Source organism: Chryseobacterium sp., from assembly GCF_022712095.1.
Taxonomy (GTDB): Bacteria; Bacteroidota; Bacteroidia; order Flavobacteriales; family Weeksellaceae; genus Chryseobacterium.
On record NZ_JALAHD010000291.1, the window covers coordinates 1 to 14255 of the forward strand.

At 34.9% G+C, this 14255-nt stretch carries 14 protein-coding genes; 7 read left to right on the forward strand and 7 right to left on the reverse strand.

The features are described 5' to 3' along the window. Positions 1 to 55: 55 nt before the first annotated feature. From Q0A18_RS14685 to Q0A18_RS14700, 4 genes are all read left to right on the forward strand, one after another. Positions 56 to 682 (forward strand): TetR family transcriptional regulator, encoded by a 627-nt coding sequence (locus tag Q0A18_RS14685; protein ID WP_292010910.1) that lies wholly within the window; start codon positions 56 to 58, stop codon positions 680 to 682. Next, the gene (locus Q0A18_RS14690) at positions 666 to 1988 is read left to right on the forward strand and encodes a TolC family protein (RefSeq protein ID WP_292010911.1); all 1323 of its coding nucleotides are present in this window, start codon (positions 666 to 668) and stop codon (positions 1986 to 1988) included. Before Q0A18_RS14685 ends, Q0A18_RS14690 begins: the two co-directional genes overlap by 17 nt. 18 nt (positions 1989 to 2006) lie before the next feature. Then, positions 2007 to 3110, forward strand: coding sequence for an HlyD family secretion protein (locus tag Q0A18_RS14695; RefSeq protein ID WP_292010912.1), 1104 nt, complete (start codon positions 2007 to 2009; stop codon positions 3108 to 3110). A gap of 106 nt (positions 3111 to 3216) precedes the next feature. Further along, positions 3217 to 4794 carry a DHA2 family efflux MFS transporter permease subunit gene (locus Q0A18_RS14700; protein ID WP_292010913.1) on the forward strand — a complete coding sequence of 526 codons (1578 nt, stop codon included), beginning with the start codon at positions 3217 to 3219 and terminating at the stop codon, positions 4792 to 4794. Between the two features lie 44 nt (positions 4795 to 4838). Here Q0A18_RS14700 and Q0A18_RS14705 read toward each other — a convergent pair whose 3' ends face one another. After that, positions 4839 to 5198, reverse strand: coding sequence for a helix-turn-helix domain-containing protein (locus tag Q0A18_RS14705; protein ID WP_292010914.1), 360 nt, complete (start codon positions 5196 to 5198; stop codon positions 4839 to 4841). Positions 5199 to 5288: 90 nt separating this feature from the next. Between Q0A18_RS14705 and Q0A18_RS14710 the strand changes: the two genes are divergently transcribed. Further along, complete coding sequence (locus tag Q0A18_RS14710; RefSeq protein WP_292010915.1) at positions 5289 to 5819, forward strand: NAD(P)H-dependent oxidoreductase; 531 nt, start codon at positions 5289 to 5291, stop codon at positions 5817 to 5819. Between the two features lie 14 nt (positions 5820 to 5833). Here the strand turns inward: Q0A18_RS14710 and Q0A18_RS14715 are convergent, their stop codons facing one another. From Q0A18_RS14715 to Q0A18_RS14725, 3 genes are all read right to left on the reverse strand, one after another. Beyond that, positions 5834 to 6271, reverse strand: coding sequence for a hypothetical protein (locus Q0A18_RS14715; RefSeq protein ID WP_292010916.1), 438 nt, complete (start codon positions 6269 to 6271; stop codon positions 5834 to 5836). A gap of 136 nt (positions 6272 to 6407) precedes the next feature. Continuing rightward, complete coding sequence (locus Q0A18_RS14720) at positions 6408 to 7994, reverse strand: patatin-like phospholipase family protein (protein ID WP_292010917.1); 1587 nt, start codon at positions 7992 to 7994, stop codon at positions 6408 to 6410. 26 nt (positions 7995 to 8020) lie between these two features. Then, positions 8021 to 8920 carry a CorA family divalent cation transporter gene (locus Q0A18_RS14725; protein ID WP_292010918.1) on the reverse strand — a complete coding sequence of 300 codons (900 nt, stop codon included), beginning with the start codon at positions 8918 to 8920 and terminating at the stop codon, positions 8021 to 8023. A gap of 83 nt (positions 8921 to 9003) precedes the next feature. Between Q0A18_RS14725 and Q0A18_RS14730 the strand changes: the two genes are divergently transcribed. Both Q0A18_RS14730 and Q0A18_RS14735 read left to right on the forward strand, forming a co-directional pair. Next, positions 9004 to 10026 (forward strand): beta-ketoacyl-ACP synthase III, encoded by a 1023-nt coding sequence (locus tag Q0A18_RS14730; protein WP_292010919.1) that lies wholly within the window; start codon positions 9004 to 9006, stop codon positions 10024 to 10026. A gap of 107 nt (positions 10027 to 10133) precedes the next feature. Continuing rightward, complete coding sequence (locus Q0A18_RS14735) at positions 10134 to 10802, forward strand: hypothetical protein (protein ID WP_292010920.1); 669 nt, start codon at positions 10134 to 10136, stop codon at positions 10800 to 10802. 53 nt (positions 10803 to 10855) lie between these two features. Here Q0A18_RS14735 and Q0A18_RS14740 read toward each other — a convergent pair whose 3' ends face one another. From Q0A18_RS14740 to pruA, 3 genes are all read right to left on the reverse strand, one after another. Continuing rightward, positions 10856 to 12016, reverse strand: a complete 1161-nt coding sequence (locus tag Q0A18_RS14740) for a thioredoxin fold domain-containing protein (RefSeq protein ID WP_292010921.1) — start codon at positions 12014 to 12016, stop codon at positions 10856 to 10858. Between the two features lie 129 nt (positions 12017 to 12145). After that, complete coding sequence (locus Q0A18_RS14745; protein WP_292010922.1) at positions 12146 to 12358, reverse strand: hypothetical protein; 213 nt, start codon at positions 12356 to 12358, stop codon at positions 12146 to 12148. 150 nt (positions 12359 to 12508) lie between these two features. Continuing rightward, positions 12509 to 14134 carry an L-glutamate gamma-semialdehyde dehydrogenase gene (gene pruA / locus Q0A18_RS14750; RefSeq protein ID WP_292010923.1) on the reverse strand — a complete coding sequence of 542 codons (1626 nt, stop codon included), beginning with the start codon at positions 14132 to 14134 and terminating at the stop codon, positions 12509 to 12511. Positions 14135 to 14255: the final 121 nt, after the last annotated feature.

Sequence of the window (14255 nt, forward strand, 5' to 3'; positions counted from 1 at the left end):
GTTTGATTATTTCAGAAACTTATTTAAATTTGCGCCCTGAAAAAATGGAAAGGATATGATTTCAAAAGAAGAAAATATACTGTTTGCGGCAGAGAAGCTCTTTGCTGAAAAAGGATTTGAAGGAACTTCCACCAGAGAGATTTCTAAAGCAGCCAATGTAAATATCTCTATGATTTCCTACTATTTTGGTTCTAAAGAGAAGTTATATGAGAAATTAGTTGAATACAGAATGAATGAGGGGCAGTTCTTTTCAAAAGATATTTTAGAAAGGACCGATATCAATGAATGGGAGAAAATAGAAAAGATTGTAGATCAGTTTGCGAACAGAGTGAGAAATCACAAATGTTTCTACAGAATTATGCAGAGGGAACAATTGTATACCGAAAATCCACAGATTGTAAAATTCCTGAAAGAAACTAAAATGGGCTTTATTTCCATGTATTCAAAAATACTGGAAAGCGGTATTAAAAATGGGGTTTTCACTAAAAATCCGGCGATTTATCTTCTGCATTCTACAGTAAGCGGAACCTTATTTTATGCCTCCAATGCAAAATCGATGTATAAAGAGTTCTTACATAATGAGGAAGAAGATGAAGTTTTTGATGAACGGTATTTCAATGAAATTAAAAAACATACAAAACATATTTTAAAAGACCTTTTAGGTTATGAAGAGAATAAATAATTCAATTATTGCAATTTCCTTTTTATTGGGAATTGGGAATATTAATGCTCAGGAGAAGAAACAACTCAGCCTGGATGAAGCTGTACAGTTGGGGATCCAAAATAGCAAAAACCTTAAGATCGATGCCGCTAAAATAGAGGAGGCCACTGCAGATCTTCTGGAAGCTAAGAACCGGCAACTTCCTGATTTTAAACTATCGGCCAGTTATATTCGTTTAACAAATGCAAAAGTAGACCTTAAATTTCTGGATGCTTCCCAAGGAGCGGGAAGTGGTTCAGTAGCAGCTCCAAAGTCTGTCTTATTAGGGCAAGCAAGTCTTTCTATGCCGCTATATGCCGGAGGTAGAATAAAGTACGGGATTGAATCTGCAAAATATCTGGTAGAAGCTTCTAAACTGAGTACGGAAAATGATAAGATAGCTATTGCGTATAATGTTTCGCAGGCCTATAACAACTTATTTAAAGCCAGCCAGTCGATAAAAGTATTGCAGGAAAACCTTTCGGCATCTGAAAAAAGGGATGAAACTTTCCTTAAAATGGAAAATAACGGTTTGATAGCAAGAAATGACCGTTTAAAAGCCAATCTTCAAACTTCCAATATAGAATTACAGCTACTTGAAGCTAAAAATAATTACAGTATTGCCAGTATTAATATGGATCTTTTGTTAGGCCTACCGGAAACAACCGAACTTGAAATAGATTCCGATTATATAGATGAAGCTGAAGACACTAAACCGGTGGATTATTATGTGCTTCAGGCTCAGGAAAATCGTAAAGATTTACAGGCTCTTATGCAGCAGAGAAAAGCAGCTCAATTTGGAACTAAAGCAGCCAGAGCCGAATATTTGCCTAGTGTTGCTTTAACCGGTGGATATGTTGCAGCAGATGCACCTAAATTTTTAACCCTTTACAATGCAGTAAATGTAGGGATTGGAGTACAGTATAATTTGGCTAATATCTGGAAAAAGAATTCAGCATATATGCAGGCTCAGGCAAGAGAAAAACAATTGGAAGCAAACAATGAACTCTTGAATGATAATATTAAACTTGAAGTAAACAGGGAATATCAGAATACAGACTATTCCAAACAGAGAATTGCTGTTTATGAAAAATCGGCAGTACAGGCTAATGAAAACTTTAGAATTACCAAAAATAAATTTGATAACGGGTTAGCAACTATGACTGAACTTCTGGATGCGGATGCTGCTCAGATTTCAGCGAATGTCGGAGTTATTAATGCCAAAGCAGATGCTGCCTTAGCTTACAGAAAATTATTACAAACTACAGGAACTTTAACCATTAAATAAAAAGAACGATTACCTAAAATGGAAAATAATAATACACAATCAGTTGAACCGAAAAAGAAAAAAAGTCCGGTATTCCCGATTATTTTAGCAGTTGTGCTGATAGGAGGAGGAATCTACGGATATAATGAATACAGATACGGACAGACCCATGAGGAAACAGACGATGCACAGATCGCTTCTAATATGAGTCCCGTAATTTCTAAGATTTCGGGATATGTTGCAGAAGTAAAAGTAAAAGATAATCAATTCGTAAAAAAAGGAGATACATTGGTTATTTTGGATAACAGGGATCAGAAAATGGTGCTGGATCAATCTCTGGCTGCATTATCAACGGCAAAAAGTAATATTTCTACAGCAGAAGCGAGTACTACAGCGACCTCTAAAAATATTAACAGTTCTCAGGCAGCAGTAGCAACAGCTAATGCTCAGATAGAGGCGGCAAAAGTAAATATATGGAAGACCAGCCAGGATTTAAAAAGATATGCTAACCTGGTAAAAGATCATTCTATCACAGAACAACAATATGAACAGGCATTAGCAGCTAAGCAATCAGCAGATAAACAATTACAGGTATTGGTTGATCAGAGAAACCAGATAGCTCAGCAGGTAGGCATAGCTTCCTCCCAAACAGCTGCAAGCTCTCAGCAGATCAGCGTGGCTCATTCTGTAGTAAAACAAAGAGAAGTAGATGTGGAAAATGCAAGATTGAATCTTTCTTATACTGTTATTCTTGCTCCCGAAGATGGATATGTAGGAAAAGTTCCTACTCAGGCAGGACAATTTTTACAGGCAGGTGCCCAGTTATTCAGTCTGGTGAAAAATGACCAGAAATGGGTAGTAGCTAATTTTAAAGAGACTCAGGTAGATAAAATGGTAGAGGGGCAAAAAGTGAAAATTAAAATTGATGCTTTTCCTGATCAGGACTTTGAAGGAGTAGTAAGTTCATTTTCTCCTGCGACAGGTTCTACATTTTCTATCCTTCCTCCGGATAATGCAAGTGGTAACTTCGTAAAAGTAGTGCAGAGGCTTCCTGTAAAAATAGACTTTACTAATCTTGATAAAGAGATCGCAAAAAGACTGAGAACAGGAATGAATGTAAAAGCGGAAGTTACTTTAAAATAATATAAATGTATTGGTGTAAAATGTATTAATGATTTAAATATCGGCTGAAAACTATCATTAATACATTATACTTTTTACATTTTACAAATACATTGTATTATAAATTATGCAGGATTCATTAGTAGAATATGGAGCCCGAAGAGTGATCATTACGATTACAGCTATTCTTTGTGCTTTGCTTGAGATTGTAGATTCCACCATTGTGAATGTTGCCCTCAATGAAATGAAGGGTAACCTGGGAGCTACACTTTCCGAAGTGGGATGGGTGATTACCGCCTATGCGATTGGTAACGTAATTATTGTTCCCATGACCAGCTGGCTGTCACAACAATTTGGTCGTAGAAATTATTTTGCGGCATCTATTATCATATTTACCGTATTTTCCTTTCTGTGTGGAAATGCGACCAATATCTGGGAGCTTGTACTTTTCAGACTTTGTCAGGGAATCGGAGGGGGAGCCTTATTGGTAACCTCACAAACTATTATTACAGAATCTTATCCTATAGAAAAAAGAAGTATGGCACAGGCTATCTATGGATTGGGAGTAATTATTGGTCCTACATTAGGTCCGCCGTTAGGAGGATATATTGTAGATAACTATAGCTGGCCTTATATTTTTTATATCAATATTCCGATTGGGATTGCAGCTACATTAATGACACTGCAATTCGTAAGAAGTCCCCAATATTCTGAAAAACGTAAAGTTTCAGATGTAGACTGGCTAGGAATCATATTATTATCTATCACGGTAGGATCTTTACAGTTTATTCTGGAAAGAGGGCATGAGGAAGACTGGTTTGAAAGCGGAATGATTGTAGCTTTCACGGTAGCAGCAGTGCTAGGGTTTATTTTATTCCTCTGGCAGGAACTTACTTTCAGGTATCCTATTGTAGAATTAAGGGTTTTAAAAAATGGTAATTTAAGAATAGGAACTATAATGTCTTTCGTCTTAGGATTTGGATTATATGGTTCTACCTTTATCATACCCCTTTATACCCAGAGTATATTAGGCTGGACGGCACTTCAGGCGGGGGCATTAATGATACCGGCTGCCCTTACGACGGCATTTATGATGCCTATTATTGGTAAGCTACTGACTAGAGGAGCCAAACAGCAGATACTGGTGTCTCTGGGATTATTTATTTTCTTTATTTATAGTTTTTGGGGATATAAAATATTGACACCCGATACGAGTAAAGAAGCTTTTTTCTGGATGCTTATTGTGAGAGGGGCAGGATTAGGTCTCTTATTTATACCTATTACTTCATTGTCATTAAGTACACTTAAAGGTCCTGAAATTGGTCAGGGAGCAGCATTTACAGGGATGATGAGACAGCTGGGAGGATCTTTTGGTATTGCAGCCATTACTACCTTTATTGCTAATGAAAGCCAAAAGCACAGGGTTAATCTGTTGGCTCATCTCGATATCAATGATTTTGATGTCCAGCAAAGGATCAATGCTTTGAAAGCTAGTTTTATGGCTAAGGGAATGACTCCCGATGTAGCATTGGATTCAGCGTATAAAATGTTGGATCTATCGGTAACCAAGCAGGCAACGGTATTATCATATATGGATGTTTTCCTTTATTTGGGAGTAGCCTTCCTGATTTGTATCCCTTTTATCCTCTTCATTAAAGAAAGAAAAAGTAAAGAAAAAATAGATTTGAGTGATGCCATGCACTAAATTAAAAACCTCTGAAATTTTCAGAGGTTTTTTTATGCTGAAATTTAAGATAATAATGATTTATGCTGGATTCCCCAGTTTTGGAGATCTTCGATAATAGGCTTTAGTTGGTAACCCATAGATGTTAATTCATATTCCACTCGGGGCGGAACTTCGGCAAAAACAGTACGCGTAATTATCTTATTTTCTTCAAGTTTTCTGAGCTGTAAAGTCAGCATTCTTTCTGTAATGTTAGGTAAAAGCTTTTTCAATTCTCCAAACCGTAATTTCCCGTGGATAAGATAGCAGCAGATTGCAAGTGCCCATTGCCCGCCGATTATATTAAAAGCATATACTTCTGAACATTCCTCTTCAAGGGCTCTTTTGTTTGCGAAATTGGTTGAAGTTTCCTTTATTATACTCATTACTTACATTTTTTATAGTACCATACAATTGGATGCTAATATACTAAATGTAAAGAACTTGATTTATGTTTGTATCATAATTTTGAAAATATGAAAACATTAATCATTGTAACACATCCTGAAATAAATAATTCTATTATTAACAAAAGATGGATCGAAGAACTTAATAAATATCCTGAAAAATATACAATTCATGAATTATATAAAACTTATCCTGATTGGAAGATCGATGTAGCAAAAGAGCAGCAGCTCATCAATTCTTATGACAAAATAATATTTCAGTTTCCTCTATATTGGTTCAGCAGTCCACCACTTTTGAAGCAGTGGGAAGATAAAGTAATGCTACGTGGCTGGGCTTATGGAAGTAAAAGTGGTTATAAGATGGAAGGGAAAAAAATAGCATTGGCTATTACATTGGGAGGTGATGAAGAGGACTACAAGAGAAATGCTAAACATAACTATACAATGCAGGAACTTACCCATCCTTTTGAAGTAACTTTCAATTATGTAAAAGCTGATTATAAAGGTTTTTTTGCCTATTACGGCATAGAATTCAATACATCCGATGAATGGATTGAAAAAAGTGTACTGCAGTATATGGAATTTATAGATAAAATTTAATGATTATAAAGATCTTATTGGGAAAGAATTTCCATAAGATCTTTTTTCTTTGGTATCACTTTAAACCAGTACAAAATGGCTGCATCATACCCTCCATTTTTAGCTTTTTCCTCTTCGTTAAATTCTATTATTGATCCGCCATTTCCCGGCTGTCCTTTGCTAAGTCTGATTCTTTCCAGTTCAAAATATTCTTTTTTACTCGTTTTTACTCTGGTATTATTTCCTGTTATAAATCCGATTTTTTTCCCGGTAAAATCAAAATCTTTTCTTGTTTCTGTAAAAACCTTATTGAAGTATTCTGATTCGTAGGTATTCAGATTTTCCATACCGTCTCTTCCCAGCATATTCCATTTCTCAGTTTGGAATGTACTGCTTTTCAGACTTTTATTATTGTATTGTGAAAAAGCTTGTGAAGCTAGAAGCATGAAAAGGAATATAATTGTTTTTTTCATAATAATAAGGAAAATTTGATGCTGCGAAAGTAAAAATAATACCGATTAAAAACAATAAATATCTGATTAAAATGTACAGGTTGGTATATAATTTAATATTTGAAAAATATAAAATTATATCATTGAAGAGGGATGATTAACCTACAGTAGGAGTATCTTCTTCCTTTAAAATTTTGTTTTCCTTCATTGTGACCATCATTCTTTCAGACTTATACTTTTTCCAGTCAAAACCATTCAGAAAATCAAGAGCTGCCATAAAACCTGCATTGAATAGCTTTTCCTTTTCTTCCCTTTTCATAAAGAAGTTCAGCCAGCTGTTTTCTCCGCAATTGACAGTTTGTATGCTGAATAAATTATAAAAGGAATGTTTGGTAAGAAATGATTTATCATTAAAGCCCTGGAGTGTACCGATAATGTGCCCGGCGTATGAAAAAGGAGTTTTGAGTATTTGCTCACTGGTATTTCCTTTAGGTGTTTTTATTTCTGAATTACTTTTAAGTTGTACGGCGAATAAAGGTAAGCGAGGATAAAAAATATCATTATAATGGAAAAGGTCAATAGGAAAGTTAGATATACTTCCTCCATCAATAAAGATTCCGACAGGATATATCTCTTCGGGTGTCATATTCATCCAGAATTTCCAGGCATACTTAATGGAATCATCATTTCTGTTAATTCTTTTTTGCATAGGCTCAAAGAAAAAAGGAACGGACATAGAAGCACGGACAAATTCTGCAGGACTAACATGTTTTAACTCTTCCTCAGACCAGTATAAATTGGCCATGGTAGGAAGTTCTACTTTTATTTTTGCATTAATGTCGGTAGTAACGACTACATATTCGGATTTAAGCTGATAAAAAGGATTGTTTTTATAATAATCATTATTTACGGCACTGTCATAAAATATTTTGAAACGGGTCTGGTCAATATGATCATGATATTTTTCTTTTATATCCCGAATACCTTGCAGGGCTGTTTGATAATATTCGTCATTATTTCCATAGCGATAATCAAGATTGAGCTCAAATTCCTTTTGTTTGTATTTTTTATTGAGGTCCGCTACAGTTTTAATTTCAAGTCTATCCAATACTTCTTCCATACTCTTAAGAAATGCACTTCCCGGATTAAGCCCGCTGTTATCCTTGCGGAAATCATAATAGAATTTCTTTATACAAAAAAAAATAACGATAGCAGGAATTAGCGGTACGAGAAACAGGAGCTTGGCATTCCAGACAGATTCTGAAGGAATGATAAAAGGAGCGACAATTAAAAGTATGGTAATGATGACAGTAATAATAATATGAGTACGGATATAATTTTTATTATTAAGAATCGCCCGAATTGTTTTTCTCACATAAGGTTTTCCATCAATAAAATCTGCAAAATTCCAGTTGAAAAGAATCTCTTTAATAAGTTTTCCTTTAGCTTCTTCCTTGGTTTTGCATGCTGCGATAAGTATGGTATTGATAGCTCCGGCACTTGTTCCTGCTACTTTTAAAAAACGTATTCCGAAAATCTCCAATCCATATAGATATCCCACTAATGCGCTTCCCCAGACACCACCACCTTCCTGTACAAATTCTACATATTGGTTGCCTTCTTTATCCAGAAGATCAGAAAACTCTTTTCCGGAAATATTCTCATGTAAAGCAATAAGCTTATCTTGTGATGCCTGTGAAAGTGTGCCTTCTTCAAGAATAGTTTTCAGTGCTTCTGTTTTCATGAGATTGTTTTAATTTTTAGAAGAAACTACCACTGCTTCCTTCTTGCATAGATAAAAGTGATAACTACAATTAAACCCATCAGCCCCAATGTAAAATAATATCCGTTTTTATGATGAAGTTCAGGCATTATATCGAAGTTCATTCCATAGACTCCGGCGATAAAAGTAATAGGAAGGAAATAAACAGAATAGATAGCAAGAACTTTCATCACCTGATTGGCTTTCTGATCCGAAAGAGCTAAGAACATAGAGATGAGGTTGGGGATCTGTGCATTTAAATGATCAAAATCGGCTACTACATCCTTATGTTTATCTTTTAAATCCACCACTTCCGAGTCCTGTAAATTTAATAATCTGAATTTATCAATAGCATCTGTAGAAATAGAAAGAACTCTGGAATTAAGTCCTGATTTTCTCTTTAATCTGTAAAGTCTGCGGATCTGATTGGTATGATTGGTATTTTTAAGGAAAATTTCATTTTCAATATTGTCCATGGTTTCCAATAAGCTTATAGATTCATCATCAAAGCTTTTCATAATCAATAAGGCAATACGGAGAGCTATAGAAGGAGGAACAACATCTTTTTCAGTTCCTATAATCTGCTTTTTGGTCTCCGTAATACTTTTTGTTTTCATCCGGTGGATCGTAATGATTGTTTGGTCCACAAGGAAAATTCCAATCTTAGTGCTGATATCACTAATAGTATTGAGGCTTTTTCTTTCCAGTTCCGTACTTTCTCTGAGAAGGAAGAATTTGATATTTCCGTCTTCTTCATATTTGGGAAGGTGGTTTGGATCTAAAGTATCTTCCAGTAATAAGTTATTGATTTCATAACGTTCGTGAAGAAACTGAAGGTCCTCTTTTGTTGGAAATTCAACATCTATCCATTCACATTGTGAGGTTCTGTATATTGTATCTATTGGCATAAAATAAAAATAATGAAATTTTGAAACCTTAAAATACTATGTGTAAGATAAGTTTCTATCTTTGCCAAAATTAAAAAAACTATATGATTAAAAGCATAATAAAAGGGATCGGATTTTATGTTCCGGAAAATGTAGTTACTAATGATGATCTTGCAAAATTGATGACCACAAATGATGAGTGGATTACAGAAAGGACAGGAATTAAAGAAAGAAGACACCGCAAAAATAGAAATGATTCTCAGGAGACTACTGCCTATTTAGGGTTTAAAGCTTCCGAAAAAGCCATTCAAAATGCAGGATTAACTTCAAAGGATATAGATTATATTGTTTTTGCAACTCTTTCTCCGGATTATTATTTTCCGGGTTGTGGCGTTTTACTTCAGGAAATGCTAGGTTGTGATACCATCGGAGCTCTGGATGTAAGAAACCAGTGTTCAGGATTTATTTATGCCATGAGTGTAGCCAATGCTTTTATAAAATCAGGAACTTATAAAAATATATTGGTGGTAGGAGCTGAGATTCATTCTTTCGGGCTGGATTTTTCAGATGAAGGGAGAGGGGTTTCTGTGATCTTTGGAGATGGAGGAGGAGCAGTTGTTCTTTCTGCAACAGAAGATGAAAATGCAGGAGATATATTAGCAGTTAACATGCATTCTGAGGGGAAATTTGCAGATGAACTCTGTACTCAATTTCCAGGATCAAAATACGGATGGAGTGACAGAATGAGAAAAGAACCTGAAAATGTGACAAATAAAGAAGTATATCCGATCATGAACGGAAACTTTGTATTTAAACATGCAGTAACCAGATTTCCTGAAACTATGCAGGAAGCTTTGGATAAAGCAGGAAAAAAAATTGAAGACCTGGACATGTTTATTCCGCATCAGGCAAATTTAAGAATAGCTCAGTTTGTACAGCAGAAATTTGGTCTGCCGGACGATAAAGTGCATAACAATATTCAGAAATATGGAAATACGACTGCGGCTTCTATTCCCATTGCCCTGTGTGAAGCCATTGAACAGAAAAAAATAAAAAAAGGGGATCTTGTTCTTCTTTCCGCTTTCGGAAGTGGGTTTACTTGGGGAAGTGTATTATTTGAATATTAAAGAAAATATATCCATAAGTTTTATTTTTTGTTTTTTTTTATAATTAGTTTTGGTATGAGGTTTGAATGTTTAAATCATAATTTTAAAATAACTTAATTATTGATTTTATGAAAAGTATAGTTTTACTTTTAGGAATGTTTTCTTTTCTAAATTTTAATGCTCAGGTAGGTATAGGAACACCAACACCTCAGAGAACATTACATGTAAATGGATCCTTACAGGTCGTGAATGAATTGAATGTAGGAGGAACATCTTCTGCCGCAGGATCAGCAGGAACAGCAGGTGCGATATTAGTATCCAGTGGTGCTGGAGCAGCACCTATATGGCAAGTGACTTCAGCAACTAAATTACCAGTGACAGCTACTTTGGGAGCTGGAGCGAATGTAAGTACAGCAAATGTATATACAGGTACTACCATAACATTACCGCCCGGAAGATGGGTAGTATCAGCAAGTATGCTTCTTTTTCTTAATAATAATAACAGTGCAGATGATTTTGGATGGTTACGGGCTACCTTATCTGATTCATCTACCACTTTTACACCAAGCACAGATATTGTAACCACATCAAAGCTTTTTAGTGGTGGTGCAGTGCGGTATCAAAAATATTCATTAACAACAGGAAGTATTATCATTAATAATAGTTCTACTGCTTCTAAAACATATTATTTAACTGCTGCCGGTGAATTTTCAGGAACTTCCGCTAATAAGTTTTTTGGAAGTTTTGGAGGAACGGCATGGGGCGAGGATATTTTATATGCGATTCCTCTTAATTAGAATAATTGATGAAATATTAATAAAAAACCGCAGATTTTTTCTGCGGTTTTTTATTAAAGACTTTTTAAAAGTTTTTCCGTATCAGAAGAGTCCTGCCCTGTACTTTTTGCTAATTCTACGGATTTTTCTGCCCATAGTTTAGCATTCTTTTTGTCTCCTAGCTTATTATAAAGGTTGGCTAATGTATCTGTATTTGCATAATTCTCATTTTTCTTTACAGATTCCTGAGCCCAAAGAACTGCTTTTTCCAATGATGATTTATTGTTTACATTTTCAAAGAAATTCCACGCAATTGAATTTAGCTCTTCTGAACTTGCACTGGAATAGTCTTTGTAAATATCCAGACTGAGCTTTTCATAAGTTGCAAAATCTTTATCTTTTAATGCTCTGTTGGCTTTTACTCTTTTAAATAGTTTTTCAGCCTCTTCCTTACTCATGAATTTTTGAGTTTCCGTTAAGAAATACTGTTCGTTTAATATTTTTGTATCAGGATTATAAGCTTTGCTGATTACGGTATTGATCTTAATATTTTTATCAATCGCATCATAGTTCTTTTCCGGAATCTGTTTTAGGATTTCGTCTTTTCTATCCTGAAAGATTTTATAAGTTGGGCTTTCGGTACTTTTCATAGCGGTAAAAAGTAATTGCAGGTCATCCTGTTCAAGCTTGGTTTTGGACTGAAAATAACGTGCTAATACTTTGTTGGCAAAATCCGTATCAGTATATACGGTTAACATAGCTAGATTTTTTAGAAACTCAGGATCTTTCTCACCGGTTTCAAATTTTTCTTTTAAAGCATTAAGTCTTTTACTTGGATCTTCAGCATCTTTTGCAAACTGAATAAAATCATTTTCTTCCACATATCCTAGAGTTCTGTGGACCTCTTCACCATCTCCGTTGATAAATAAATAAGTAGGAAAAGCTTTTACATTATATTTTTTTGCCAGATCAATTCCTTCTCCTTTTTCCATATCAATTTTAGCATTGATAAAATGGGCGTTATAATAATCCCCTACAGTCTTGAGAGGGAAAATATTTTTTACCATAAGCTTACACGGACCGCACCAGACGGCATATGCATCAATGAATATCAGTTTATTTTCTTTTTTAGCTTTCGCAAGGATACTGTTGAAGTTTCCCTCTTCAAATTTAATTCCCTGACTTAGCGCAAGAAAACTTATCAGGAATGATAATAATAGAGCTGTTTTTTTCATATACACTTTTTCTTAACTGCAAATGTAATAATAATGTTAATTGATTGAGGATTTATTATGGAAAATAAAATATTGAAATCTAAGTTTTGTGGAAAATATAAATCCGCAGAATTCCTGCGGATGATCAAATTATTTTGTTTTTGTACTGTCTGATACCGTCTTTACAGAATCGGGAACAGTAGCGGTTGACTGCTCATAGTGAGCTACCGCTGAATCTCCCAAATTATTTCTGAAAGAATCTTTATTATGTTCATCTTTAAATTCCTCTCTTTTTTCTTTGTTTTGAGCGCAGCCTCCTAAAAAGAATAAGCTAAATACGGCTCCTATCCACATTTTTTTCATGGTAAAATTATTTAAATGATTAGTTGATGATCAAATATAGAAAAATCTGCAGAAAATTACCATGGATTTCTCATATTAAAAAGTAAATAATAAAATATCAATAAAAAACCCCGGAATAAAATCCGGGGTTAAATATATACTCATATGTTCTTATCCTAAATAAGGATATTTATAATCTTTAGGAGAAACAAACGTTTCTTTAATACTTCTTACGGAAGTCCATCTTAGAAGATTCATTTTAGAACCTGCTTTATCATTAGTTCCTGAAGCTCTTCCTCCGCCGAAAGGCTGTTGTCCTACTACAGCGCCTGTAGGTTTATCATTGATATAGAAGTTTCCGGATGCATTTTCCAAAGCTTTGTAAGCTTCATCGATAGCATAACGATCCTGGGCAAATACAGAACCTGTTAATGAATAAGGAGAAGAAGAATCCACTAATGCAAGAGTTTCTTTCCAGTCCTTATCTTCATAAACATATAAACTCAAGATAGGGCCGAAGATTTCTTCCACCATACTTTCATATTGAGGATTTGTAGTTTCAATTACCGTAGGACTTACAAACCATCCTTTGGAATCATCACATTTTCCACCGAAGATTACTTTAGCATCACTTGATTTTTCTGCTCTCTCAATATATCCTTTACATTTTTCGAAAGAATTTTTATCAATAACAGCATTGACGAAATTAGAAGGATCTTCAGGAGAACCTATTTTAATAGAATTGATCTGAGCATCCATTACTTTTTTCACACCTTCCCAAAGAGATTTAGGGATGTAAGCTCTGGAAGCTGCGGAACATTTTTGTCCCTGATATTCAAAAGCTCCTCTTACTAAGGCAGTAGCTACAGCTTCAACGTTAGCTGAAGGGTGAGCGATTATAAAGTCTTTTCCTCCGGTTTCCCCAACAATTCTTGGATAAGTTCTGTAATTGTGGATATTATCACCGATCATTTTCCACATTCCCTGGAAAACTTTAGTAGACCCTGTAAAGTGAAGTCCTGCAAAATCGTGATGAGCTAATACTTTTTCAGCAGTTTCTTTACCATCTGTGAAGATCATATTGATTACTCCGTCAGGAAGGCCGGCTTCTTTTAAAACATCCATAATCACTTTTGCGGAATAAATCTGCTTGTCAGAAGGTTTCCAAACTACAACATTTCCAAGCATAGCCATACATGTAGGCAGATTTCCTGAAATCGCTGTGAAGTTAAATGGAGTTACTGCAAAGCAAAAACCTTCCAATGGTCTGTACTCTACACGGTTCCAGATTCCATTGTCAGAAACAGGCTGTTCAGCATACATTTCTGTCATGAACTCTACATTGAATCTTAAAAAGTCAATGAATTCACAAGCAGAATCGATCTCTGCCTGGTGAACATTTTTAGATTGCCCTATCATTGTGGCGGCATTGATCACATCTCTGTAAGGTCCGGCTAATAAGTCAGCAGCTTTTAAGAAGATTGCAGCTCTCTGTTCCCATCCAAGTTCATTCCATGCTTTTTTAGCAGCTAATGCAGCAGTGATGGCATCATCTACATGTTGCATATTTCCCTTATAATAAAAACCGAAATCATGCTGATGATCCTGAGGAGACTGAAGTTGTACTTTCTCATCAGTTTTCACCTCTTTCCCATTGATGATCATTGGGATTTCTGTCTTTTCGGCCCACATTTTCTTGTAAGTGGCAATAAGGCTTTTTACTTCTGAAGAACCTGGTTCATACGTGTTTACAGGTTCATTAACTACAAATGGTACTTGCGAAATTGCTTTTGACATATTACGTTGTATTATTTTATTAAGAATGTATACAAATTTACGATAATTAAAAGAAAGAAAAAATAATGGACCTTAATAATGAATACGTTTTATAGATATAATATTTTGAAAATACTAATAA

Coding starts and splice junctions, on each gene's coding strand:
- Q0A18_RS14685 (WP_292010910.1), top strand. CDS start 56: ATGATTTCAAAAGAAGAAAATATACTGTTTGCGGCAGAGAAGCTCTTT.
- Q0A18_RS14690 (WP_292010911.1), top strand. CDS start 666: ATGAAGAGAATAAATAATTCAATTATTGCAATTTCCTTTTTATTGGGA.
- Q0A18_RS14695 (WP_292010912.1), top strand. CDS start 2,007: ATGGAAAATAATAATACACAATCAGTTGAACCGAAAAAGAAAAAAAGT.
- Q0A18_RS14700 (WP_292010913.1), top strand. CDS start 3,217: ATGCAGGATTCATTAGTAGAATATGGAGCCCGAAGAGTGATCATTACG.
- Q0A18_RS14705 (WP_292010914.1), bottom strand. CDS start 5,198: ATGAGTATAATAAAGGAAACTTCAACCAATTTCGCAAACAAAAGAGCC.
- Q0A18_RS14710 (WP_292010915.1), top strand. CDS start 5,289: ATGAAAACATTAATCATTGTAACACATCCTGAAATAAATAATTCTATT.
- Q0A18_RS14715 (WP_292010916.1), bottom strand. CDS start 6,271: ATGAAAAAAACAATTATATTCCTTTTCATGCTTCTAGCTTCACAAGCT.
- Q0A18_RS14720 (WP_292010917.1), bottom strand. CDS start 7,994: ATGAAAACAGAAGCACTGAAAACTATTCTTGAAGAAGGCACACTTTCA.
- Q0A18_RS14725 (WP_292010918.1), bottom strand. CDS start 8,920: ATGCCAATAGATACAATATACAGAACCTCACAATGTGAATGGATAGAT.
- Q0A18_RS14730 (WP_292010919.1), top strand. CDS start 9,004: ATGATTAAAAGCATAATAAAAGGGATCGGATTTTATGTTCCGGAAAAT.
- Q0A18_RS14735 (WP_292010920.1), top strand. CDS start 10,134: ATGAAAAGTATAGTTTTACTTTTAGGAATGTTTTCTTTTCTAAATTTT.
- Q0A18_RS14740 (WP_292010921.1), bottom strand. CDS start 12,016: ATGAAAAAAACAGCTCTATTATTATCATTCCTGATAAGTTTTCTTGCG.
- Q0A18_RS14745 (WP_292010922.1), bottom strand. CDS start 12,358: ATGAAAAAAATGTGGATAGGAGCCGTATTTAGCTTATTCTTTTTAGGA.
- pruA (WP_292010923.1), bottom strand. CDS start 14,134: ATGTCAAAAGCAATTTCGCAAGTACCATTTGTAGTTAATGAACCTGTA.